Origin of the sequence: uncultured Roseobacter sp., from assembly GCF_947495275.1 — a bacterium.
In the GTDB taxonomy this organism is placed as follows: domain Bacteria; phylum Pseudomonadota; class Alphaproteobacteria; order Rhodobacterales; family Rhodobacteraceae; genus Roseobacter.
Map to the genome: position 1 here is coordinate 43,861 of NZ_CANLYL010000006.1, position 24,100 is coordinate 67,960.

At 55.3% G+C, this 24,100-nt stretch carries 26 protein-coding genes; 5 read left to right on the forward strand and 21 right to left on the reverse strand.

The genetic code is table 11. The annotated features are described in order from the left end of the window. A complete protein-coding gene (locus Q0802_RS12490; protein WP_298918595.1) occupies window positions 1–336 on the forward strand; it encodes a carboxymuconolactone decarboxylase family protein in 336 nt (111 codons plus the stop codon). Window positions 337–470: 134 nt separating this feature from the next. Further along, entirely contained in the window at window positions 471–902 is a 432-nt protein-coding gene (locus tag Q0802_RS12495) for a RidA family protein (protein WP_298918598.1), read from the forward strand. 103 nt (window positions 903–1,005) lie between these two features. Here the strand turns inward: Q0802_RS12495 and Q0802_RS12500 are convergent, their stop codons facing one another. From Q0802_RS12500 to Q0802_RS12570, 15 genes are all read right to left on the reverse strand, one after another. Then, window positions 1,006–1,998 (reverse strand): MBL fold metallo-hydrolase, encoded by a 993-nt coding sequence (locus Q0802_RS12500; protein ID WP_298918601.1) that lies wholly within the window; start codon window positions 1,996–1,998, stop codon window positions 1,006–1,008. A 119-nt stretch (window positions 1,999–2,117) separates the two neighbouring features. Beyond that, entirely contained in the window at window positions 2,118–3,080 is a 963-nt protein-coding gene (locus tag Q0802_RS12505) for a LuxR C-terminal-related transcriptional regulator (RefSeq protein WP_298918604.1), read from the reverse strand. Between the two features lie 94 nt (window positions 3,081–3,174). Then, a complete protein-coding gene (locus Q0802_RS12510) occupies window positions 3,175–3,663 on the reverse strand; it encodes a universal stress protein (protein WP_298918607.1) in 489 nt (162 codons plus the stop codon). A 25-nt stretch (window positions 3,664–3,688) separates the two neighbouring features. After that, a complete protein-coding gene (locus tag Q0802_RS12515; RefSeq protein ID WP_298918610.1) occupies window positions 3,689–5,029 on the reverse strand; it encodes a TRAP transporter large permease in 1,341 nt (446 codons plus the stop codon). Beyond that, window positions 5,029–5,592, reverse strand: coding sequence for a TRAP transporter small permease (locus Q0802_RS12520; RefSeq protein ID WP_298918613.1), 564 nt, complete (start codon window positions 5,590–5,592; stop codon window positions 5,029–5,031). Before Q0802_RS12520 ends, Q0802_RS12515 begins: the two co-directional genes overlap by 1 nt. Window positions 5,593–5,656: 64 nt before the next feature. Next, window positions 5,657–6,673, reverse strand: coding sequence for a TRAP transporter substrate-binding protein (locus Q0802_RS12525; protein ID WP_298918616.1), 1,017 nt, complete (start codon window positions 6,671–6,673; stop codon window positions 5,657–5,659). A gap of 732 nt (window positions 6,674–7,405) precedes the next feature. After that, window positions 7,406–7,774 (reverse strand): cupin domain-containing protein, encoded by a 369-nt coding sequence (locus Q0802_RS12530; protein ID WP_298918619.1) that lies wholly within the window; start codon window positions 7,772–7,774, stop codon window positions 7,406–7,408. After that, window positions 7,771–9,171 carry an FAD-binding oxidoreductase gene (locus Q0802_RS12535; protein ID WP_298918622.1) on the reverse strand — a complete coding sequence of 467 codons (1,401 nt, stop codon included), beginning with the start codon at window positions 9,169–9,171 and terminating at the stop codon, window positions 7,771–7,773. The genes Q0802_RS12530 and Q0802_RS12535 overlap by 4 nt, the downstream gene beginning before the upstream one ends. Before the next feature lie 35 nt (window positions 9,172–9,206). Further along, on the reverse strand, window positions 9,207–9,593 hold the full coding sequence (locus Q0802_RS12540) for a nuclear transport factor 2 family protein (protein ID WP_298918625.1): 387 nt from the start codon (window positions 9,591–9,593) through the stop codon (window positions 9,207–9,209). Between the two features lie 819 nt (window positions 9,594–10,412). Beyond that, on the reverse strand, window positions 10,413–10,631 hold the full coding sequence (locus Q0802_RS12545) for an NnrT protein (protein ID WP_298918628.1): 219 nt from the start codon (window positions 10,629–10,631) through the stop codon (window positions 10,413–10,415). Next, on the reverse strand, window positions 10,628–10,804 hold the full coding sequence (locus Q0802_RS12550; protein ID WP_298918631.1) for a hypothetical protein: 177 nt from the start codon (window positions 10,802–10,804) through the stop codon (window positions 10,628–10,630). The genes Q0802_RS12545 and Q0802_RS12550 overlap by 4 nt, the downstream gene beginning before the upstream one ends. A gap of 2 nt (window positions 10,805–10,806) precedes the next feature. Further along, complete coding sequence (locus tag Q0802_RS12555; RefSeq protein WP_298918634.1) at window positions 10,807–12,696, reverse strand: VWA domain-containing protein; 1,890 nt, start codon at window positions 12,694–12,696, stop codon at window positions 10,807–10,809. A gap of 4 nt (window positions 12,697–12,700) precedes the next feature. Continuing rightward, window positions 12,701–13,498: a CbbQ/NirQ/NorQ/GpvN family protein gene (locus tag Q0802_RS12560; protein WP_298918636.1), complete on the reverse strand. Its 798-nt coding sequence runs from the start codon at window positions 13,496–13,498 to the stop codon at window positions 12,701–12,703. Between the two features lie 2 nt (window positions 13,499–13,500). Next, entirely contained in the window at window positions 13,501–14,850 is a 1,350-nt protein-coding gene (locus Q0802_RS12565) for a cbb3-type cytochrome c oxidase subunit I (RefSeq protein ID WP_298918639.1), read from the reverse strand. Between the two features lie 11 nt (window positions 14,851–14,861). Then, the gene (locus Q0802_RS12570; protein ID WP_298919173.1) at window positions 14,862–15,314 is read right to left on the reverse strand and encodes a cytochrome c; all 453 of its coding nucleotides are present in this window, start codon (window positions 15,312–15,314) and stop codon (window positions 14,862–14,864) included. A gap of 121 nt (window positions 15,315–15,435) precedes the next feature. Between Q0802_RS12570 and Q0802_RS12575 the strand changes: the two genes are divergently transcribed. Beyond that, window positions 15,436–15,651, forward strand: a complete 216-nt coding sequence (locus Q0802_RS12575; protein ID WP_298918642.1) for a DUF1858 domain-containing protein — start codon at window positions 15,436–15,438, stop codon at window positions 15,649–15,651. Here Q0802_RS12575 and Q0802_RS12580 read toward each other — a convergent pair. After that, window positions 15,648–16,334, reverse strand: a complete 687-nt coding sequence (locus Q0802_RS12580; protein WP_298918645.1) for a Crp/Fnr family transcriptional regulator — start codon at window positions 16,332–16,334, stop codon at window positions 15,648–15,650. The genes Q0802_RS12575 and Q0802_RS12580 overlap by 4 nt on opposite strands. A 102-nt stretch (window positions 16,335–16,436) precedes the next feature. Here Q0802_RS12580 and Q0802_RS12585 point away from each other — a divergent pair, with 102 nt between their 5' ends. Together Q0802_RS12585 and Q0802_RS12590 are read left to right on the forward strand one after the other, a co-directional pair. Next, window positions 16,437–16,862: a pseudoazurin gene (locus Q0802_RS12585; RefSeq protein ID WP_298919174.1), complete on the forward strand. Its 426-nt coding sequence runs from the start codon at window positions 16,437–16,439 to the stop codon at window positions 16,860–16,862. A 69-nt stretch (window positions 16,863–16,931) separates the two neighbouring features. Further along, the gene (locus tag Q0802_RS12590) at window positions 16,932–18,116 is read left to right on the forward strand and encodes an NnrS family protein (RefSeq protein WP_298918650.1); all 1,185 of its coding nucleotides are present in this window, start codon (window positions 16,932–16,934) and stop codon (window positions 18,114–18,116) included. Here Q0802_RS12590 and Q0802_RS12595 read toward each other — a convergent pair. The 5 genes from Q0802_RS12595 to Q0802_RS12615 form a co-directional block, all read right to left on the reverse strand. After that, entirely contained in the window at window positions 18,091–18,897 is an 807-nt protein-coding gene (locus tag Q0802_RS12595) for an SUMF1/EgtB/PvdO family nonheme iron enzyme (RefSeq protein WP_298918655.1), read from the reverse strand. The two genes, Q0802_RS12590 and Q0802_RS12595, sit on opposite strands and share 26 nt — an antisense overlap. A 73-nt stretch (window positions 18,898–18,970) precedes the next feature. Beyond that, window positions 18,971–20,119: a copper-containing nitrite reductase gene (gene nirK, locus Q0802_RS12600; protein ID WP_298918658.1), complete on the reverse strand. Its 1,149-nt coding sequence runs from the start codon at window positions 20,117–20,119 to the stop codon at window positions 18,971–18,973. 211 nt (window positions 20,120–20,330) lie between these two features. Continuing rightward, window positions 20,331–21,095, reverse strand: coding sequence for an enoyl-CoA hydratase-related protein (locus Q0802_RS12605; protein ID WP_298918661.1), 765 nt, complete (start codon window positions 21,093–21,095; stop codon window positions 20,331–20,333). 3 nt (window positions 21,096–21,098) lie between these two features. Beyond that, on the reverse strand, window positions 21,099–22,415 hold the full coding sequence (locus tag Q0802_RS12610; RefSeq protein ID WP_298918664.1) for a hypothetical protein: 1,317 nt from the start codon (window positions 22,413–22,415) through the stop codon (window positions 21,099–21,101). Then, complete coding sequence (locus tag Q0802_RS12615; RefSeq protein WP_298918666.1) at window positions 22,412–24,010, reverse strand: AMP-binding protein; 1,599 nt, start codon at window positions 24,008–24,010, stop codon at window positions 22,412–22,414. Before Q0802_RS12615 ends, Q0802_RS12610 begins: the two co-directional genes overlap by 4 nt. Window positions 24,011–24,100 lie beyond the last annotated feature (90 nt).

Here is a 24,100-nt window from a genome sequence, read left to right on the forward strand (position 1 = left end):
ATGAACTGGACGACGTTTTTAGGGGAGACCATCGGTCGTATCGGCAAATTGCAGAAAGAAACGCCGGATATGTTCGCGGGCTTCAACGCCATGTCGCAGGCGGCCAAGAAATCTGGTGCACTGGATGAAAAGACAAAAGAGCTGATTGCACTTGGAATTGCGGTGTCCACCCGCTGCGATAGTTGCATTGGCTTTCATGTCAAATCTCTGGTCCGGCTGAAGACCACGCGAGAGGAGCTTTGTGAAGCGCTTGAAATGATTGGCTATATGGGCGGCGGCCCGTCCATTGCTTACGGTGCGAAAGCGCTGGAGGCTTTTGACGAGTTCTCCGCCTAGAAACGTTGAACTCTGCCAATGCGGCTGTCGATGGAGCACCTTTTGACAGGTCTGCGATGGTGCCTAGTGATCGGTTAATAGCAAGCGGAGCTAGGCGTATGGCGATGCAGAATATCTTTGGGAGCTAGCGAGAGATGAGTAAAACAGTCAGGCCAGCAATCCGATTCAACACGCCCGATGTCTGGGGGATAGAAAACTATCCTTATTGCCAGGCAGCTGTAGAACCGGCTGGCCACAGGGTGCATGTGGCAGGTCAAGTGGCCTGGACAATCGAGAGGGAACTGGTCGGGCCTGACGACCCCACGGCACAGACCGAGAAAACGATCGATAACATCGAGACGATTCTGAGCGCCATGGGCGGATCGATACATGATGTGATCTCTGTCACGATGTATTATGTGCGAGACGAGGACCTTGCGGCCATTCGAGATGTGCGCGGACGGCGGTTTGGCCTCGAACACGGTCCCGCCTCTACCGGCGTCAAGGTTGCCGGTCTGGTGCGGCCCGAGCTTCTTGTCGAAATGTCGGCGATAGCGGTCATTCCCGAAGCCCGGTTCAAACTATGATGTTCTGGCGCGAGCGCGTTCAACTATTTCCATGACGTGTGTCACGGTTAAACGGACCGCTCCCAACCCGGGCGACCGGATTGGGAGCGGGTCGTACGGCTGATCAGGCAGTCACAGCGTTGTGGCCGAAGTACATGAATTCGCGATCCATGCCCGCGACCTCGCTGGCGTTAAGCGACACGCTGGCGCCATCAAGCATCTTGTAGCTGGATTGCGCTTTCACCCACTCATCCGCGTTTTGAAGGGTGGTCAGCGTGTAACTTGTGGTCTCGTTCAGATAGTGGGTCGGGATCACGACTTTGGGCTTGAGGCGTTCGACGATGTTGTTCCCCATCTCGTAACTCAGAATATGCTGGGATCCATCGACCGGCAGGGTCAGCACATCGACCTGGCCAATCGCGTCCCAGAATTCCTGCGGCGGATTGTGCCGGTTGTCGCCCCAGATCAGCGTCCGAATGCCGCCTGTCTCCACCAGGTAAACGACCATATCCATATGGCCGACATTATCGGGCGGGCAGGCGTTAACGCCGAATTCTGCGAGCGCATCGGTCCAGCTGTACCACCCGGGGGCCACGCAGGCATGTTTGTCGGCAAAGCCGGTGATTTTGATATCGGCAAATTCAAAATTTCCGACCATTCGATCCAGAACCATGGTCGATACCGGACGGTGGATAGCGTCGTGATCAAAATGCGTGTGGGTCGACATGCAGATGTCGACGGGCGTTTCCGGGAACTCATTCTTGAACCATAGCCCCCACGCCCCGGACGGGTCATCGCGCCAGGGATCGAACAGCACTGTTGCGCCTCCGGGAGAGGTGATCTTGATAGCGCAATGCCCATAGAAATCGACGCCGACTGCCCCGTCGACCGCCGATCCGGTTGTGCTTTGCAAATCTATGACGTGATTGTTGTTGCCCGGCTGGGTCCAGTCAGTGGATTGCGCCTTGGCTGAGGTGCCGCCCAAGAGCGCCGCAGTCGTTCCTACGCCGGCGGCCCCCGCTGCTGCGAAAAATGAGCGGCGTGACAGGCCGGGGGACAAGGTGTCTCTGGCACCGTTCAGCACAGTTGGTTTGAGATTCAGATCGTCTCTTTCCATTTCGGTTCTCCATGTTGGCTAAGGTCGGGCGTCGCCCGGTAGCGGGAGAGTAACGGAGGACATCAGCATTTCATGATGTTGGAAAAACCATGGTAAAACATGGGGAAATACCCCTTGGTTTACTGAATGGACAAAAGAAGGCTGCGCAGGTTCTTGCCACTCCGTTTGAGCCCGAGTTTCTTGCGAATGTTGTTGCGGTGAAACTCGACCGTGCTGGGTTCGCGCGACAGAGTACGCGCGATATCCTTGGTTGTCTGCCCATGCATGATCATTTGCGCGACTTCTTGTTCTGAAGGGGTCAGAACTTCGAAGACTTCGGAAAACTGGTCGGACATAGAGGCAGTGATCGACCGAAGGTTCTCATCAATCATTTCGAGGTAGGCGCTGGCCGCGCTATCGCCTTCCAGACGGCTGCGGAGCTTGCCAAGATGGGGTAAAACCAACCCTTTGATCTGACGCAGCACCTTGGCATCATATTCATTGCGGGATTGTTCGACGTTCGCCAGCAGCACGCGCAACGCGGTGTTGGCTTCTTCCAGTTCGGAAGTACGCTTGGCCACATTTCTTTCCAGTTGATCCAAGGTCGCCTGCAATTTGGCTTCCAGCCTTGCGCGCTGGTCGATTTCCGTCAGTAGCCGCAAATCAGCCTCGATCACGCGGGCAAATTCCTGCAACCCTTCACGAAACATCAACGCCCGGCGATTGCGGTGCTTGTCCAGCACGCAAATGGTTCCGAAAATGACCCCATCAGGCCATTTAAGTGGAAATCCAACATAAAAACTCATGCCGTGTTCCATGTCTTCATTGTCCACCCACGCAGGTTCACAGGTGGCGTCTTCCACCACCAGCTCTCCGTCATTCTTTAGGACACCGAAACAGTAAAGTTTGTCATTGAGCGTGAAACGGCGCCCGACATCGTAGGGGTTGCCGGGGCTGTGACTTGTCACCAGAACAGAATGATCAGGCGCATGGGTTTGCATGACAAGACTTGCCGGAACATCCGCCAGCCGCGCGATCAGGTCGACGATCCGCTGCCAGTTGGACATGGTCTGTGGTGGTATCTTTGGTTTTGGAACGGCCATGCACACCCTCCCGGCACTTTGGTGCAGCTAGACAAGCAAACGCGAGCCGTCAGGGCTCACGTTTGATGTTGTGGTTTCGCAGGGCTGCGGTCAATCAGGTAAGATGCGGGACAACCATGGTTGGAATGGAGGATCGCCGCAGCACCCGTTTTACAACGGTCCCGATGAACGTATGTCCTGTGCCTTGCTCGTGGGTTCCCATGACGATCAAACCACAATTGAGCTCCTTTGCGCGATTAAGGATCATCTCTGCTGGATGACCATCGACCAACTCAACCGATCCGACCGCTGAATAAGCGTCTTTCTCAGCGTCCGAGAGCGACTGCACAAACTTCTTCTGATTGAGCTTGAGCATATCCTTAACCGACGCATGCCTTTCCTTGATGGCTTTGTCGCGCGCTGTTTCGTCCTGCAAGAACATGCGCAGCGTCACCACCGCATCTTGCGAGAGTGGCTCGGCGACATGAAGGATGTGCACCTTTGCGCCAAGTGACTGCGCCAAACCCAAGGCATGGCGCAGCGCATTGTCAGAATTCGGCGAGAGATCTGTCGCGAACAGAATGTCTTTTACGTGGGGTATCATTTTGTGATCCTTTTCTGTTCGCGGCTCAATATCCGAAGGCTCTCGGCAACCAAAGCGATATCTCCGGGAAGAAGGCTATGATGAAGATCGCGATGGTATTGATGAAGGCGAAGGGCAGGGCCGCCACTGAAATCCGTTCAATCGAGATGTTCGATATCCCGGAGGCAATGAACAGATTCTCGCCAAGGGGTGGCGTCTGGAACCCAATGCCAAGTGTACACACCATGACAACGCCGAAGTGGATCGGGTCGATCCCCATGCTGTAAGCCACCGGCAACATCACGGGAACGAGGATCAGGATTGTCGCCAGCGTTTCCATGAACATCCCGACAAAGAGCAGGAAGAAGATCACAAGCGTCCAGATCACGTAGATATTGTCCGTCACGGACAACATGCCTTCGGCGATGACGGCTGGAATCTGGTTTTCTACCAGCAGACGTCCAAACACCGTAGCCGTGAACATGATCAGCAAGACCCGCCCGGTGAGCCAGGTTGTGGTCTCCAGAGAGGTGAAGAGATTTGCCCATGTCAGCTCACGGTAAATGAACGCTCCGACAACCAAAGTGTAGAAGATCGCGACAATGGCGGCTTCCGTTGGGGTGAAGAAGCCCGAGTAGATACCGCCCAGGATCACCACAGGTGCCATCAGCGCCCAGAAACCACGGTAGAGCTCGCACCAGATCTGACGTGCAGACCATCCTTCGGCGGAGCCTTTGTATCCGTTCTTTTTGGCAAGGATGTAGTTCATGATCAGAAGGCTGCCCGCAATCAGGAAGGCTGGCATGAAACCCGCAATGAAGAGTTTGGGGATGGAGACGGTCTGGAATGTGCCGTGTGCGGCAACGGCTTCTGGCGGGGCCGGCATGCCGAGGGCCGCGATGCCGTAGATGATCAACGGGATGGAGGGCGGTATAACGATGCCCAGCCCCCCTGAGGAAGCGGTAATCGCGGATGAGAATGGTTTTCCGTATCCGCGTTCAATCATCGCCGGGATCATCAACATGCCCACAGCGGCCGTAGTGGCCGGACCGGAGCCCGAAATGGCGCCAAAAAACAGGCATGCAAAAACGGTCGCGGCCGACATGCCGCCCGTGAAGGGGCCCGCGAAACTCTCAGCCACGTTGATCAGCCTTCGCGACAGTCCGGAGGCTTCCATCAACGCGCCAGCTAGGATGAATGCAGGCAACGCCATCAAGGGAAAGGACCCCACGGAGGTGAAGGCGATCTGAACGAACTTGATGGGGTTCTCATCGAGATACAAAAACGAAATCAGGGTCGAGACACCCAGTGCGACGGTGATCGGCGCGCCAATGAAGAGAAGGAAGAGAAATCCTCCGAAGAGGATGAAAATGATTTCGGTGCCCATTAGGTGTTCCCCCGGTCGTTTTGGCCTGCCGCGCTTCCGGCTTCTTCTGCGCGCAATTCTTCGAGATCAATCGCGTCAGGATCGCGGAGATCTTCGTTCAGGATAATTTTCTTGTAGTTCACTTGCAGGATGCGGATCGTCATCAACGTGAAAGCGATGGGCAGCACGATGTAGACCCAGCTCAGATGAAAACCCAAGGTCTGTGAGGACTGAAAGCGGTTCATTTTGTTGAAGATGAAATCAATCGACAGATAGACAAAGTAGACATTGAAAAACAGCCAGAAGAGGTCAGCAAATGCCTCAATGTACTTAATCGCTCTGGGTGGTAAAAATTTGAATTGGAAAGTCACGCGGTTATGCGCGTTCATTTTGGCTGCGTAGCTGGCACCAAAGAAGACAAACCACACAAACATGTAAACAGAGAGTTCTTCCACCCAGGAGAACGAGAAATTAAATACGGTTCGTACGACAACCTGCAGGAACAGAAGGCACACAAATATCGCCAACAGGGTGCGGCATATGTAGCTTTCTATATTGTTCAGAATACCCCAGAATCTAGTCATGTGTCCCTCACTGTCTATGTGAAGGGAGCGCCCAAAGGCGCTCCTCATTATTTCTTTTGCGATGTTACTCGGCGACCGGGTCTCGCCCGATGGCTGCCAGCACTTCGTTCATTTTTTCGATACCACCGATGCTGTCATAGAACTTTGGCCAGACAGCTGCTGTCGCAAGGTCGATAAACTCCTGCTCGTTGTTTTCCGGATCAGAGATTTCCATACCCTTGTCGAGCAGGATTTGTTTGATCTCGGCTTCCTTGTCGCGCAGGAACTGAGCAGAGGCTTGTGTCGCGGCCTTACCGGCTTCCAACACAGTGTTCTGATCTTCGGCAGAAAGGTCCTGGAATACGCTTTCAGAAATGATCAGAGGTTCAATCGAGAAGATGTAGCGAATATTGGTCACATACTTCTGAACTTCGTAGAACTTCATCGCGTTGATGGTCGTGTAGGGGTTGTCCTGACCGTCCACAACCTTGGTTTGAAGACCCGCAAAAGTTTCTGACCAGGCCATCGGTGTCGGGCTGATGCCCCAGGATTTATACGTGTCAATCATGATCTCGTTTTTGGGAACACGGATCACCAGACCTTCAAGGTCCGCCACGGATTTAACTGGCTTTTTGGAATTTGTCAGAACACGGAAGCCTGTGTAGGTCCACGCGATGATGCGCACACCGGCGTCATTGATGGTGTTTTCGGTCAGCTCCTGTCCGATGGGGCCTTGGGTCAGTGTTTCCGCATCTTCGAGGCTGAGAATGACGTAAGGCAGGGTGAAGACGCCCACAGTTGGCGAGAATGGTGTGATGTTGTTGATCGCCAGCAAGGACATATCCAATGTCCCGATTGCCGCATCATTCACTGTATCCTGTTCCGAGCCCAGCTGACCATTCAGAAACAATGTAGCAGTGTGCTTGCCGCCAGAAAGTTCTTCAAGCGCTTTGACAAAACCCAGACCTGTCGCTTCCTGGCTGCTGCCGCCGCTATCGCCAACGGCGATTTTGAAGTTCTTGGCATGGGCTGGGGCAACCAGCGTCAGTGCCGCAACCGACGCAACGGCCGCAAACGTGGTAAAAGATTTGATGGGATTCATGTAGAGTTCTCCTTGCTGTTGAATCAAAGTTCCATGAGCCGGCTGTCCGGCCTTCTTGTCGCGCCATAAAAGACGCTTGTCCTTATTGATGGCCTGTGGATGGACCGCGAACCGGCACGAGCCGCTTGCGGAATGGGAATTTCGGCGGCGCTGTCAGAATTGCGTTTAGCCGTAGTGTAGCAAGACATGACGATCATTGGGCTGAAAGCGTAGGCGCGCCTGCCAATCGAACAGAATCCAATCTGCGAGGCCGCGTAAGCCAGCGTACCGCTCAAAGCCGTGATTTTCGAATTGAGCCATCCTGCGTCCATCGCTCTGCCGCAGGAATATTCAGTGCTATTCGAACCCTGACGGGAACACATCCGAGGCTCTCGCCACATGCCCTTCCCGAAGGAGGTTATGCCAAAACGCGTCTTGGTGTCTCTTGCTTGGATAAGGCGGTTTCGAATTGCGATTATTGCCTCCCGTGCCCAGTTGCCAAGCAACTTGGTATGGTGCGGAGTCACTTTCCCCTGGGTCACGATGGCATTTCGAGTTCTTAACGTCCAGCTAATTCCAAAAGCCGCAATTGTGGTGTCGTCACTTCCGTTGGAAGACACCTGACGCGCAAGAAAAACACGGAACTTCGTCATTAAATCAGATAGATATTCACCTGATAACATCATCGAAATTCCGTGAACATTTAGCATGTCATGCCTGATCTTTTGAGGAGTTGCAGCGGTTGGCCATTGGTCATTTTGCAGAGTAATCGCGAATTACGAAGTGTTTGGTTGTGGTTTCAATCACGTTCCAAAATCCTGAAAACCCATTTGGGATGAGGAATGAATCTCCTGCGCGAAAGGTCTGTGTTTCGCCGTCTTCAGATATCAATTGAACATGACCCGAGATGATGTAGCAAAACTCATCCCGATCAGAGAAGGCGTGCCACTTGCCTGGCGTACTTGTCCAGGTTCCGGCCAGAAACGTGCCATCCGGGCTAGTGAAATGTGATCGCGTCTCGTGATGCGGATCGCCTTCGACCACCCTGTCCGGCAGATCCGCCAAACGGCGCTTGCCAAGGGTCCCTTCATGCTTCGAAAAATCGATAACCGACTGCGTCATAGGATTTCGTCTTTCACGTAGTAGTACGGATACATTATGCGCTGACCGAGGCGTCTGAATGGTGTCAGAATCCCGTGGCTTGGCAGCGGCGAATTGAAGATTGGCAGATCAACCTCGATTTTCTTGCCGGCAACAATCTGGGCCAGACGCTTGCCTGCCTGGGCGGAATACATCACGCCGTTTCCACCGTAACCCATGGCGTAGTATACCGTCCGGTCAGGGTCAGGCTGGTAGACGCGCGGCATCATGTCGTGGCTGACATCGACCCAACCCCACCACGAGTAGTCGAGGTCCACGTCTGTCAACGCGGGGAATTTTCGGTGTAGGCCCTTACGCAAGAGCGCAAGGTGTTTGGGGTTTTCCGCATCGCGCCCGGTGATCGCGCTGCGGCTACCGATCTGGACGCGGTCGTCGGGCAGGAAGCGATAGTAATGGCGCAATGTGCGCGTGTCCGTCAGCGGCGATTTGGTCTGGAAACCACATTCGGCCTTTTCGTCATCGGTCAAAGGCCGGGTGACGATCGAATTCGACAGGATCGGCATGAGGCGATGCTTGGTACGATTGTCAAGGCCAGGGGGCGTGTAGCCAGCCGTGGCCAAAGCCACCGCACCGGCGCGAACGGTCCCGCCAGGGGTGGTCAAGTGGTGCACGCCGTTTTTGACCTTCCATCCCATAACCGGGCTTGCCGTGTGCACTTTTGCGCCAAGTTTGCGCGCTAGCCTGACATAGCTGAACGCCAGTTTCGCCGCGTGAATGCCGGTCCCGTCGGGTTCCCACATTGCGCCACAGGCTTCCTGGTCGCGCACATAACGTTCATGCAGTTCGTCACGTCCGATCATGCGACTGCCATACCCAAATGTTTCATTGAGTAGTTGGCATTCCTTTTCCAGATTTGGCATGACTTTTTCGCGGTGCGCCAGATAGAAATGCCCACCCGTCTGCGGGTCGCAGTCGATATCTTCTGAGCCAATCAGATCGTTGAAGAGTTCAAATGCCTCGCAGACTTCTGCATGCATCTTCTTGGCCATGTCAACGCCCCAGCGTTGAATCCACTGCGAGCGTTTGAGACGGCCGGACGATATCTGGGCTTGTCCGCCATTACGTGTGGAACAGCCCCAGGCAACGGTATTTGCCTCAAGCACAGTTGCCTTGATGCCGTGCTCTTTTGCCAGGTGGATTGCCGTGGAAAGACCCGTGTAGCCAGAACCGATGACAACAACATCGACGTCCATGTCTTCGGAGACCGGTCCGTCATCCTCGGGAGGTGCGCCCGCGGTCCCAATCCAGTAGGTCGGCGCATGATCTCGGTTATGGCCGGGGCCTGCGTCGACCATCGGGTCGTATTTTGGATCGTAGCTGGCCTTTGGCCAATGGCGGGGCCGCATTCTGTCCGGCATTTTCTCATTCCTTCAGTCTGAGAAGAGACGCATCCTTACGCTTTGAACGGAGGACGCGATTTACGTAATGCTTGTTTCACGATGATCTGCCCGTCGCGGAGTGTGAAGAGATCAGCGCCTTGTGCCTCGACACGCATGCCGTCAGCGTCAGTGCCGGAGAACGTCCATTCTGAAACGGCGCGGTCGCCATGGACGAAATGGCTGTGATGATCCCAATGAGCGTCTTTCATACCAGCCCAGACCGCCGAAAATGCCTCTGCAATGGCCTTGGCACCTTCGATTTTAGCACCAAAAACTTCCGGGCCACCCACAGTGAAAAATACGCAATCCTCTGCAAAACACTTCATGACGCCGTCCACATCGTGCCTGTTGAAAGCATCGAAAGTATCAGCCAGGTCTTGAGCGGTCAGGGTGTTGGACATTTATTGTCTCCAGGAATTGTAAGTGGTTCTGGCCACGACATCTCTCGTGAAACCAGGCTGCAGTGATCAAGCGGATAGCGTCCTCGTGGGCGATTCCATAAATAGTTGGATGCGCCAGTGAGCCTGCGTTTACAGGAAAAGCCACTTATTCAAATAGGGCCAGTTATTGACTTAGCTTAATGCCAAGCGCTGGCCTCAAATTTAAGAGCGTTTGCAAACGCGTCTCGCGCCGCGGTCTCGTCAAATGTATTTGGCCAGTAAGCAACGCAACTATTATGTTCCCCGTGATGGCGTGCAAGGCTTCAAAAGGCTGTCGTTTGAAACCCTTGCGGCATTTAGAACGCAGACCTTCCAGGAAGTGACGACTCGTGTATCAAATATATTTAATCAGATTACATAACATGTCTTATTAAATCTTAGACTCGTCTAAAGCGCAATAAAATAAGCTACCTTGGCTGCGGATACCGAGCTTTTATCCGGATTGCGTAACTGTTTGGGATACCCAACTGGCTGGGCATAGGTTCTCAAGGCTCGTTTAAAATATCCTGAGTTCAATTGTTTGATGCCTTACAAACCTGCATTTGGTGAAAGTTTACGTTGCTGATTATCGTGTTCTGTTCTTGACGATTCAGCGATTTCGTAGATGCCGCGAGGGATGTGGTCAACGGTCATGGCGTTGAGCCAGGGCTTCGATTTTCATACCAGCGAGTCGAGATCAATTTCCGGTGTACTGCCATGTATGGCATGGTGCGCTGTCCGCCACGTTCGCTATCTGGATCGATTGCTGTCTTCAGCAAGCGCGACGCATCGTTTATCAAGTTAGAAGTTCATCAATCGTTTGATGTGCTTTGCGAACAACCAGGTAGCGGGAAATCCAAGCGGCAGGCCCAGAAGAACTGCGATGCCAGGTGTAATGACTGGCGCACCAAACCATGAAACAATCAGCGATCCGAAATAGATATTCAGCGCCATGGCCCCTGCCCCGAAGGGATACAGCGCCAAAGTAATTTGCCAGACACTCCATCCCTGGGTGCTCATCTGCGGGAGACCAACCGGTGCACGCCCCAGAGTGCGCCGATCAATGCCAGGGATGCGGCCAGAAACCAGAATTCTGCTGTGGCGGATTGCGGCTGAGGAATGGGTCGGATGTATCCATCAGCGGTCACAGCTGACGGCGCAGACAGCAAGATCACGAAAAAGATGCGCATCATGTTCAAATCTCCTGGATGAGGGCGCGGTAAATATCCGGCAAGGCTTTAGTCAAGCGTTGAGGTTGCGGCAGAAGGGTAAACCCATGCTTTCCGAAAAGACGTGCGAACCAGTTCTGACCGTCTTCGTCTATGACGATTCCATGGACCGCCTGACCCCGGTTGCGGGCTTCGCGAATTGCCATGTGGCTGTCCTCGATACCGTGCTGGCCTTCGTAGTGATCGAGATCATTGGGCTTGCCGTCAGTCAGTACCAGTAACAATTTGCAGCGTGCTGTTTCAGTGTCCAGCTGGGTGCTTACATGGCGAATTGCCGCGCCAAGACGGGTGTAGTGCCCGGGCTTAAGGCTGCAAATCCGATCCAGGACATCCGGAGAGAGAGCGGTGTCAAAGGTTTTGCATCTGTGCAGGAAGACCCTGTCGCGTCGCAACGATGAAAATCCCCAGATCGCAAAACGATCACCGGTGGCATCAATCCCTCCGGCCAGAGCAGCCAGAGCGTCACGCGCCACGTCGATCACGTTGGTTTCCCCCACCGCGGCGTCGGTTGACCGCGAAGTATCCAAAAGGATAGCGACAGAGAGATCGCGCTCTGTCCGGCGGTGGCTCAGGTAGATGCGATCGCTGCAATACCCGTTTGTCTGCAGATCGACCCGGGCCGCTATCAATGCGTCCAGATCAAGATCGTCACCATCAAGTTGCCGGGGACTGTGAATGATCCGCGGATGAAGCGTTTCAAACTGCCGCCTGACATCGCGCATGCGTTTGGGATCGGGGGTCAAAGCGACGTCCGCTGCGGGCTCTACATCTGCCTCCAGCACCCGACAGTGATCCGTCATGTAGCTGCGGCTGCGATGATTCCACTCAGGATAGATGAATTCCCCGGCCAAACGTTCATGCTCCGCATCCCCTGGAGACAGATCAAGATGCAGACGCAATCTCGTAGCCGCGCGTCGGTCATGCCTTGAGAGCGTGATGTTGTCCTGATCTTCCGCCGCTTTCTGCGCGTTCTCGTCATCATCGTCATCAACGCTGCGGTTCAGGTTCATGCTTTCGACCCAGCTTAGGATGGCCTCAAATCGATGGATGATAAAGCTGTCTTTGCGCATGGCTTCAGAAGTATCCGACCGCAGGCCAAGCTTGCGCGTGGTCGTTGCGGCTGCCGCCGGAGTTGCTGCGATCTGATCCGGGGACGCTTCGGAAAGCCCGCCTCCCCCGGGCTTGCCAAAGGACAACCAGAAGGGGACCGGCGCAAAACGGCAATATCCCTTGGGGGCTTGTCCCGTGGGCGGGTCATTGGGTTCCCGACCCGAGAGCGTTTCGAGGATTGCATTTTCGATCATGGCTTCGGCCTTGGGGAGCCTATGAGAGGGGCGCGCTGCAATTGCGGCCTGTCGCATAAGGTGATGGCTCTGTCTCAACCCCGGGCATTGGTCGCGCACCATTTTTGAGAGTTGATGGTTCTGATGCAGCTGCATCCAATCAGCCACCGCCGGATCTGTCGGAAGCTCCGGCACCTCGGCCAGCGCGGCCATCGCTGTCAGCCAGAAATATGTGGTGCGGTTCAACTTCGCTTGTGAAAAACAAGCGATGCAAGGGGGCAATAACAACCGCTCACCATCGAAATATGCCTGATGCTGGGCGACATGTGCATTGCCCAGCTTACGCAACTTGTCCAATCGATGTTCCGATCGGGTGGCGGGTGCCGGGGCGATTTCAACCGAGCGAGCCCCGCCTAACGCCCGAAACAGGCAAGAGAGGCTGGGACGCAATTCTTCCAAACTGGCCGAGGCGTCCAGATGAGCGGTTTCTTCGCCCAACGTGGCCGCGATCCCATGCCATATATTGCCGACCGTTTCCTCGGGCTCCATAAGATCAAGCGGGCGTATCGACATCGGATCAGCCGTAAACCACTGTTATCAGGTCACGCAGCGCGGTTTTGACATCATCATCATCAGTTAACGGCTCGATGACGGCCACTTCAAGAACGTGGTCAAGGTTCATTCCGGCCTTCACAAGTTTTGCGGCATAGATCAGCAACCGCGTTGAAACGCCTTCTTCCAGATCCATGCCGGATAACTTGCGAATATGCCCAGCCAGCCGCACAAGGGAGGTGACCCGCGTGTGATCAAGACCCGATTCCCGAGCGATAACCCTGGTTTCAACGTCAGCTTCCGGGAAATCGAAAGTCAGCGACAAGAAGCGCTGCCGGGTGGAAGGTTTCATGCGTTTGAGAACACTTTGATAACCCGGGTTGAAGCTGGCCACCAACATGAAACCGGGTGGCGCTTGCAGTGCTTCGCCAGTGCGGTCGATCATCAGCGTGCGCCGGTCGTCTGTTAGCGGATGCAGGACAACGGTGACGTCTTTGCGGGCCTCGACGACTTCGTCAAGATAGCAAATAGCACCCTCGCGCACGGCCCGTGTCAGGGGACCGTCGATCCATTCCGTTTCGCCGCCCCGCAACAGATAGCGACCGATCAGGTCGGGGGCAGAGAGATCGTCGTGGCAAGCAACGGTATAAAGTGTCCGCCCCATGCGCGCGGCCATATGCTCTACAAACCGGGTTTTGCCGCAACCGGTGGGCCCCTTCAAAAGCAGGGGGAGCCCATTTTCATGCGCGGTCTCAAAAAGGACACATTCCTGCGCTGTGGGTTCGTAAAATGGGGTGTGCAATTCTGGTGAGGGAGCATTCATGATCATTCACCCGCGACCTGAGTGGCATCCCCTGGGGAGATGATCTCGGCTTTGCGCACCACCAGCATGGCGTAGATGAAAAGCAGGGCTCCGATGACAACTGCTATACCCGCGCCAAATCGCATCAGGTAGAAAAGAGACAGCGCATCCTGCACGTCCATGTAGTAATCACCGATGACGCGTTGCAGATGTGTCTGGATGGTGCCCGCGAAGGTCAACACGAAGGTCATGAAAGCCATGCCTCCGGTCATCAGCCAGAAAGATCCCATGTTGAGAACCTGATTGTAGGGCTCCCTTCCGCGCAACATGGGCATGGCGTAGGTGAACATCGCGAGATTGAGCGCCACGTAGGCACCGTAAAAGGACAGATGCCCGTGCGCTGCCGTGATTTGGGTCCCGTGGCTGTAAAAGTTCACGCCATGCAGCGTATGCAGGAAACCCCAGACCCCTGCCCCGAAAAATGCCACGGTTGACGAACCCAAAGACCACAACAGCGCGGCCTTGTTGGGGTGGTTCCGGCGCCCTTTCCAGACCATGACAAAAGCAAAACTCATCATCAGAAAGAACGGAACAACTTCGAATGTCGAGAAGATGGACCCGATCCATTGCCAGTAGCCGGGCAGACCGATCCAGTAGAAATGGTGGCCCGTTCCCAAGATGCCGGAAAAAAGCGCCGTGGCGACGATGACATAGAGCCATTTCTCGACCACCTCACGGTCTACGCCGGTCAGTTTCAGCAGCAGGAAGGCGAGGATGGATGCCATCACCAGCTCCCATGTCGCTTCCACCCAAAGGTGCACCACGAACCACCAGTACATTTTATCCAGTGACAAATTGTCAGGGTTGATGAAGGCGAAAATCCACAACAGGCTGAGCAGCCACAAACCCATGAGCAAAACATTGGTGATGGCTGTTTTGCGACCCGCCAGAACGGTCATCGAGACATTGAACAGGAAAATCAAAGCCGCGACCAGAATGCCAAACTTGACCCAGAGAGGCTGTTCGAGAAATTCGCGGCCGCCGTGTATTCCCATAAGATAACTGCCGACCGCCCCAAGCGTGCCCACCATCAACAGGACCAACTGTATGTAGGCCAGTTTGACCGAGTAGATTTCGCACTCGCTTTCTTCGGGGATCAGGAAATAAGCCGCTCCGAAAAAGCCCAGCAACAGCCAGACGATCAAGGCGTTGGTGTGAATCATCCGGATGATGTTGAAGGGCAGTATCTCGGAAAGGAAGTTCGGCGAGACATAGATCCAGCCGGCCAACAGCCCGCCCAACACCTGAACTCCGAAAAGCGCAATGGCACAGAGGAAATATGCGTAGGCGACTTTTTGGGAAGCGTATTTCATTGGTTTTCTCCTTAACCTGCGTCGTTGGGGGGCCAACCCTGGGTGTCTGTCTGATCCGCCCAACGCAGGAACTCGGCCAGCGCGCGCATCTCTTCATCGGTGATCTCAAATCGCGGCATCTGGCGGCGACCTTCTACCCCGCTTGGTTGGGCTTCCATCCAACCCTTGAGCACCTCAAAGGCCCCTTCAGGATCATCGGCCACGCCCCAGCGGGTCATCACGTTGCCGACTTCCGGCGCAAAATAAGCGCCCTCTCCGTGCAGGGTATGGCAGTTGATGCAGCTATGGCGTTCCCAGACATGCTTGCCTAACGCCACCTCTTCGGTCAGCGGCATGCCGGCTGTTGATGTCTTGACCACGTAGCGATGGCTGTGTGCGGTCAACCCCACAAAAACCACCACAAAAAACAGCGAGCCCCCGTAAAAAATGTTACGCGCTCGCGATTTGGTTAGGAATTCTGACATTTCCTGCATCCCCTGTTCGCTCATGTTTCCCAGCCATACCCTGATGGCCGCGCGCGCAGGTTGTGCCAGCGCAAAGAACGCTGTGAATCTCATCTTAAATTTGTTGTGGAAGGAGGAGGCCTTGGCGCAGACCGCAGCAATAGACGACCCGGACATGCTCCTGTGTGATATCTTGCGCCGGTGGCCTCAAACCATTCCGGTTTTCATCCATTATAAGATGCTATGCGTCGGTTGCGCCATTACACCTTATCACACGCTGCGGGACGCCTGTATTGAACATGACGTATCCGAGGTGATGTTTCGCCGCGCTTTGAACCGGGCGATCAGACAGCATTAGGTACTATGTCGAACAAGTTTGTGTGGATCGGTGACCACGATCTTCTTGCGCGTGCTTTTGATAGTCCCTTCCCGCTCCCATGCGCTCAGCAAACGACTGACGGTATGCAATGTGCTGCCGGTCATCTCCGAGATGTCCTGACGTGTAATCGGAAACCCGATTTCAATTCCCTCATCGGTCTTATGCCCGGTTTGCTGAACAAGACGTAGCAGTGCATTTGCCACACGTTGTTCCACCTGTTGGGTAGCAAGCTCAAGGATGCGATTGTTCATGTCTTCGACGCGTTGACCGACCGCGCCATAAACGCCCGTGGATAGCCCTTCATAGGTGGTCAGAAACTCCTGCAAGAGCTTCATTGGCCAACTCAGGCAAACACATTCTGCGGCGGCGACGGAGGTGGCAGGATACGTCGTGTGGCCCAGAGCCGCTGCGATCCCAAACAAGTGACCGCTGGGGATGTGCAGCGCGATCACCTGGTCGCCTTCCGGTGTCAATCGGACCACCCGCACATACCCATCAAGTAGAAGATAGAAGAATTCCGCTTCCTGACCTTCTTCGAAAACCGTTGCACCCAAATCGAACCGACAAGGTGTTGCGAGGTCCAGTATCGTTCGGATTTGGGCACGGTCGAGCTTTGAGAAAAGCGCAAGAGGTGTCAGGAGGCTTTCATCGAGATTGTTCACATTACGCCCCGCAGTTTGTCTTGGCGCAAAGAGGCGTGTGCCTGCTTCGGTCAGATTGCCGCCAATTCAAGCACATCGAACCCCAGAAAGGAAACCGTGATGATGATACGATCGCTGGCATGCGCCGCTTCACTGCTCTTCGGCACCGCCGTGACTGCCGAGACCATCGAGGTCAAAATGCTCAACAAGGGCGCGGAGGGGACCATGGTGTTTGAGCCGGCCTATGTGGCCGCGCAGCCCGGAGATATCATTCATTTTATCTCTACAGACAAAGGGCATAATGCGGAATCCATTGACGGCATGCTGCCTGACGGCGTGGAGGCATTCAAAAGTAAACTGGGCGCAGATTTTGAGCTGACGGTCGAAGCCGAAGGCCTCTACGGCATCAAATGCACGCCCCACTACGCTCTGGGCATGGTTGCGTTGATCCAGGTCGGCGAGGCTGTGAACCTTGAGGCCGCGAAAGGCGTCAAGCAACGGGGCAAGGCGGCCAAACGTTTTGACCCCTTGTTTGAGAGCGTCCAGTAGCGTTCGCCAGTTTCAAGCGGCACGATGCTCTTTCTGGCGTATCGTGCCGTTAACGAGGGCTCATTTGCGATGATCCGTCCACGCATTTCGGTCATCTTTGGCATGGGGTTTCGCCCCTTTTTTACGCTGGCAACAGGCTTTGCCGTGATCGCCATCGTTTTGTGGATGGCAATGCTGTCCGGGCATTGGCAGCATTCAGGACCGCTTTCCCAGGTCGACTGGCATGTCCATGAGATGCTCTTTGGCTACACCTCTGCCGTTCTGACCGGTTTTTTGCTTACCGCTGTTCCGAACTGGACCGGGTTGCCTCCGATCAAAGGGTGGCCTTTGGGATTGGGTGCCGCGCATTGGATCGCCGGCCGCTTGGTCATGCTTGGCCTCTGGGAACTGCCGGACCTGATTGTCATGGTCATCGACACGAGCTTCTTGGCAGTGGTCAGTGTCAGCGTCGCAATTCAGCTTATCGTCAGCGGGAACTGGCGCAATCTGGTCGTGATCGGCTTGGTAGGCTTGTTATTGATCGCAGATGTTGCCTTTCACATCGAAGTTATGAGCTTCGGAATTGCGGATTACAGCCGCCGTGCCGGTTTTGCCGTGATCCTCATGCTGATCATCCTGATTGGTGGGCGCATCATTCCGAGCTTCACGAGAAATTGGCTGGTAAAGCAAAAGGCCACGTCTTTACCGGCCCCATTTGGTCGCATTGATATCCTGGCTCTTGCCGTCAGTTTTGTGGCTTTGGCGATGTGGGTGGCGCAATCGAACCCGCGTGCCACTGCTGTGGCCTTGGGTCTCGCGGCGATGTGTCACCTGATACGGCTGCTTGGCTGGAAGCCCTTAAGGGTTCGCCGATCTGCCATTCTGCTGATGTTACACGCAGCTTATTTATGCCTGCCCGTCGGACTCATCCTCCTTGCATTGGCGACCCGGGATCCCGGTCTCAGCCCGGCCTCAGGGCTACACATCCTCGGAATGGGCGCGATCGGCGGCATGACAGCCGCCGTCATGATGCGAGCCAGCCTTGGGCACACCGGACGCCGGTTGGTGGCGGGCCCTATCCTGACGGTCGCAATCACATTAATTTTTGGTGCTGCACTTATCCGTGCCGTGCTGCCGTTCGCGACCTTGGCGGGGCTCACCGGTGTTCAGTTCGCCTCCTGTCTCTGGATCGTCGGCTTTGGTTTGATCTGCATGCGCATGTGGCCCTGGTTGCTTGGTTTGGCGCCCGCTAGCTTTCCCGGATCAGCCGAATGACCAGATGATCCGGAGGTAATCCGACAGCACAGCCGCCAACGCTTGCATCGCGTACGAAATCAATGATGAACGCGCGGTGAATGCCCTGAGCTAGCCTGACACCGCAATAGTCATCGCTCTCGCGGATGTACTCGCCTTCTGCGGTCAGTTCCGCTTTTTTGAAGCATGTGGTTGTCCATTCCCAGACATTGCCACCGATGTAGCCGATGCCAAGTGCATTTTCGCCGTAAGCGCCAATGGCACGCAAGGAGGGATCCGCGTTTTCGCGCTGCTTTGTATTTGTGCGATATTCGTCAAGCCAACGTTGGGCCATGTCACCCGTAGGGGCTTCATCAAGGGCATCATCGACGTAGCGTTCGGCCGCTGCATGAGCCCACTCGGCGCCTGTTGGCAGCCGCCATTTCTGACCCGTTCGCTTTGATTGCCACTCGGCGAAGTCCAGAGCGTCGCGAAAATTGACCTGTGTTTGCGGCAGATCCGGAGCGTCCGATGAATGCGTCGATTTGCAAGCGCCATCCCGAACACAAGCCATATAGGCTTGCTGAGTCACAGGATACCGCATCATCTCCAGATTTCCGGGAATTTCCACCTTTTCAAGAGGTGCCGTCCGGACGCGGCCATCGGTGCGAAATTCCCCGGTGGGGCGGTATTCGACTGTCCCGGCTGGCAGTGAGAGCATTTCAGGCAAATCATCCGGTAATGATTGCCGCATCATTTGTGAGAAAACAACGTAAGCGCCTGCAAAGGCTACCAGCGCTACGCCAAGACCGAACCCTTTCATGAGAAACCTGCCCTCCCTGACGCGAAATTGGGCGCAGGAGTGCGCCCAATGATGAGATTTGAGATACGAAACCCTATGGCAGCGCGGTTCGGCCTTCGTGCAGCACATCGTATTCAACGGGCGCGACCACCTGCGCCATCAGGTCATTGTTCCAGTTGCCCTCAACCACTACGTGCGCTGTTGCGCCTAGGTTCACGGCTTCGATCAGGTTGTGGTTCACGTAGGCATAGACGCCAGGTTGAAGGAACTCATAAAGTGCTGCACCAGCGGATCCGCCACGGATGAACCATGTTTCCAGATCGCGGTCGGGGATATTGTTGAATTTCCCCGCCTCCCAGACGAGGTCGCCATGGCCACCGATGAGGTGAGGCCTGCTGTCGCGGTTGGCTTGTGAATGTACGAAAAGCACCTTCTCTCCCTGCGCCGCGGTGAGTGCATTGTCGCCTGTCAATGCGCCCACGCGCCCGTTGAAAGTGACATGGGTCGGGATCAGCCCGTTCATGACCTCCAACGTATCAGGGTAGCTTTCACCAACATCCTCGAAGCGCTTGTAGTTCCCATCTTCATCCTTGGGGATGTAGAAGTCGTTTTCGCCGATGTAGAAAATGCGGTCATAGCTGACCGGCGCACCATTGTGATCACTCAACCCATTTCGGGGCAGCACCATGATGGCTCCCGACATCCCCGAAACCACATGCCAGGGGATCATCGGACCACCGGGTGCACAGTGATAAACAAAGGTGCCAGGCCGCGTTGCCTTGAACCTCAGCACGGTTTTCTCACCTGGGTTTACAAGCGTTAACGACCCACCTCCCAAAGCTCCGGTTGCCGAGTGGAAGTCAATGTTGTGCTGCATCAGGTTTTCGGGCGGATTGAAGAGCGTCAATTCGACGTAGTCACCTTCATGAACCACCATCAACGGTCCGGGTACGGAGCCATTGAAAGTCATCGCTTGCAGATAGGCATCATCATCGACCTGAATCTCTTTTTCGATGATCTTCATCTCGAATTCGCGGATCACCGGCGGCTCCGAAGTGGTTTGCTCATGGGCATGAACAAATGGCGGGGTGACCAGCTTGTGTTTCACACGCTTGAGGCCGGACAGATCAACAGGTTCGGCGCCTGAAGTGTCCATAATTTCCTCGGCACTCGCGGTTTTGATCAACCCCGGGGTCGAAGCAAGAAAGGCGGTCCCCAGAAGGGCGGTTCTTCGAGTCATCATCTGTGCAATCCTCCGTACTTCAGAATGTTGCGGAGGTTGTAATTCAGCCCTCATCGAGCAACGTTGCGTTAAAACAACGTTTGTGCGTCGAACCGACGTCGGGATTTGTTGAGATTACGCTGTCAGGCGCAATGCCATGACCGCCAATCGTCACAAAAAGGCGTCGGGCGCAATGGCGGCAAGCTTGGTCCGTAAGTCGGCCCGAAGCTTTCTAGCGGAACTGGGGGTCGCGTTTTTCGCGGAAGGCTGCCATGCCCTCCTTCTGCGCATACGACCCATAAAGCGCATGATACATCTGTCGTTCAAACCGCAGACCAGCTTCGAGCGTGGCCTCCTGGGAGTGACGAACACAGGCGCGGGCCATCATGGTGATGTCCTTTGGATATCCCGCAATCTGCCCGGCAATCTGCGTGGCCTCAGCCAAAAGATCTTCTGCTGGAAAAATGCGACTTACCAGCCCGTAGTGCAGTGCTTCTTCGGCAGTGATCATGCGCCCTGTAAGGATCATGTCCATCGCTCGGGCCACGCCGATCAATCGCGTAAGCCGCTGCGTGCCACCGATGCCTGGAATACAGCCGATCTTGACTTCAGGCTGCCCAAAGCGCGCAGTGTCAGAGGCGATGATCAGGTCACACATCATGGCCAGTTCGCAGCCGCCGCCAAGTGCATATCCTGAAACCGCAGCCAGTTTTGGCGTTCGCAGGGCGGCGAAACGATCCCACCCGGAAAAGAAATCGCTTTCATACATGCTGGCGTAATCCTGAACTTCAAGCTCAGCGATATCTGCCCCAGCCGCAAACGCCCGTTCGTTGCCTGTAACGAGGATGCAGCCGATGTCGGGGTCACGGTCATGTTCCGTCGCGCAGGCCAGCAGTTCCGACATAACCTGACTGTTGAGCGCATTCAGTGATTTGGGCCGATCAATCGTGATTGTCAGGACGCGGTCGGCCGTGCTTGTTTGAATGGTGTCATACATCGGTCAGCTGTCCCAGATTGCGCCAAAGGCAGGGATGCCTTCGCTCTCCATATCGTAGATCACCCGTTGCGTGAGTTTTTGGTTCGAGATGACGATCACCGCCTCCGCTCCAGTTTTTCTGACCGCTTCAAGAGCCAGTTGCGACAAATCCGGTTTCCCGCGTGTGTCGGTATCCCAGATCAGCGGATCGTCGGTGTTTGCCTCGATCTCATCGACCAGCGCGTCTCCGTAGGTTGCGCGTGGTGATCTTGTGGACCAGATCAGATAGTTGGGTACATCATGGGCCAGCAGATGCGGCAAGATGGGACCAATCCCGCTGCCGGTCCCGACGTAGACGACTTTCCTGAACAAGACTTCAACACGCGCAACGCCCGAGGTCGTAATCCCTTTGACCCAGACATGAGAGGGGGGATTGTCGATGAAGCGTCCTGTCCAATCTCCGGCACGGCTGACCACAAGACGGTATCCACTTTCTCCTGGTGTCGGAATGTTTGCAAAAGAATGCCACTCCCGCAGGGGGTTGACGCTGATCGCATTGGACGAGCCGGGAAAAGGCGTGTCACCGTAGTCGAACCGGATCGACACCGCGTGGTTGCTGGGTTTGACGACCTCGATCGGCACTTTCTTGAGCGTGAGCCAGGGTGAGAGGATGGAAAGGGTCAGAAGACTGAGCATCCAGAACGAAAAGGAACCGACAAACGGATTGCCTGCGTCCAGATGAAGGGCTGCACTTTGCCCCCAGAACAGCGCCAGAAGTGTCCAGCCCGCAAACCTGTGCACCAGCTCGAACCGGTTGTGAAATCTGGCGCGTAGCGGTCCGATGGCGGTGAGGGTCATGGCGACCATCAAAGCGACCATCGCGCCGCTCAGGCCTATGGTTGTCAGCGAAGTATGGGGGTCACTCGCCCGCCAATTCGAGAGCATGGCGAAGACCAGAAAGATGAACCAGATCGATCCCGCAACCGTTCCGCCGGAATGTAATCCGCCAAAGTGAAAAACCTTGCCCGCCAGCCAGCGCAGCTGCAAAGGCCAAGTGACCGGAACGCGCGTCGCTGCCCAAAAAAGCAAATTCACCACCCTTTGCTGACGGATCAGGATGCCAAGCGAAAAGTTCAGCAGCGCAATCTTCGCGATGGCAGCCAGATCGAAAGCTGCAAAACTCCCCCACCATCCCTCGGCCACGCCTTGCACAAAAAGCCACAGGTTCGCAATCGCAACAATTGCGGCCAGACGCCTGTACTCAATCAACGCGGGATGTCGTGTGAATCTGCGCAGGTTAAATCCCTGTCGAAATTCCCGGGTACTGATCTGGTCACTCATTGCGCTGCTTCCGCCTTTGATGCCGCCAATTCGGTGCGCGCCATCTCAAGCAACAGGCGTTTATCCAGTTTGCCACGCGCAGTTTTTGGAAGATCGTCCAGCGGGATGACAAGCGCCGGCACGCAATAGTAGGGCAACATGGTTGCCACGACCTCTGCGGCTTCATGCGGATTGGTGCAGATTGGGCTGACAAATGACACAAGCGTGCGGTCATCATATTTAAGCGTCACCGCTTGGGCGCAGTCAGGCGTCGCCTCCAACGCGCGGCTCACCCCGTCCAGTTCAACCCGGAAACCGCGGATTTTCACCAAATCATCAACCCGCCCGCAATGGCGTAATTCGCCTGTTTCTGTCCATCGCCCCAGATCACGGGTGCGAAACATTTTGTGGCCAGGGCGAAAAGGATCCGGGCGGTAGCGATCGGCGTTGAGTTCGGGATTGGCAATATAGCCCGCCGTGACACAATCACCCCCGGCCCACATCTCCCCCTTCTCGCCGAACGGTAGCGCCTTCAGCGCGTCATCGAGAATATAAACGGTGTTGTTGGGAGTTGGCTTGCCGATTGTCAGGTCGTGCTTTTCGGGACGGTGCCGGATGGCGGTGTTTATGATCGTTGTCTCGGTCGGACCGCAAGAATTGTAAAAGTGGCAGAATGATCCCCAGGTATCTGCCAGAGGGCGAGGGCATGGTTCTCCTGCAACGGCCACCCTCTTCACCTGTTGACAGCGTGAGGCGTCGATAGTTGCAAGGATGGAGGGCGTAGCAATCAGCACATCCACTTGCTCTGCGGTCGCCTGGATATCGCTGCCACGGATCACCAGTGTACCGCCGTTGGCAAGGCATCCGAGAATCTCCCAGGCAGCCATATCGAAGGCGATGGAAAGGATTTGCCCAACGCTCTGGCCGGGCCCAATTCCCATGTCTCCGGGGCTGGTCAAAAGGATATTCGCCAGATTTCGATGGGTGATCTGCACGCCATTGGGCGTACCGGTTGTGCCAGAGGTGAACAGAACCATGCAGTTATCATCTGGCGTTACCGGACTGATGACGGGTGCCTTAACCAGCCCGTTGTCTTCCATGGTCTCATCAATCGCGATCAAAATTTGACCGGCGGAGACAGGAACCTGATCCCGTAGTTCGCTCAGCGTCAAAATGACCGTGATGTTGGTGACTTTTGCAATATGCCGCAAGGCACTGTCGGTAGCGACCCCGATATGTTGCGGTGCGTAGGCCGCGCCAAGCTTCATCGCAGCAAGAATGCCGACCACCATCGGGATGGAACGTTTGAGGAAAATCCCAACCACATCGCCCCGCACCACCCCGTGGGAATGCAAATGGTGTGCCAGCTGGTCCGCAGCACGACCCAGCTGCGCATAAGTCAATTGCGCCCCGTTGGCTCTGACTGCGATCTGGTTCGGATAGAGACGGATCATTCGTTCAATCGCGACCGCAATCGTGCTGTGCCGCGGTGGGGTATCTGGTCCCCAGCCAAATTCCGTAAACCAGTTTTCCGGAACGCCTCTGGGCAGAGAATTTTCGGGGCGAAAAGGGTCACAATCGGTCGTGTCGCGGGGGGCAATTCTCTGTGTCAGCATTGGGTACTCGTGTCCTGTTTTACGGCTGTAATAATTTGTGGGAAAAATTCCCATTGCAAATCACACTGTGGTGAAAAACCTTAAAACGGG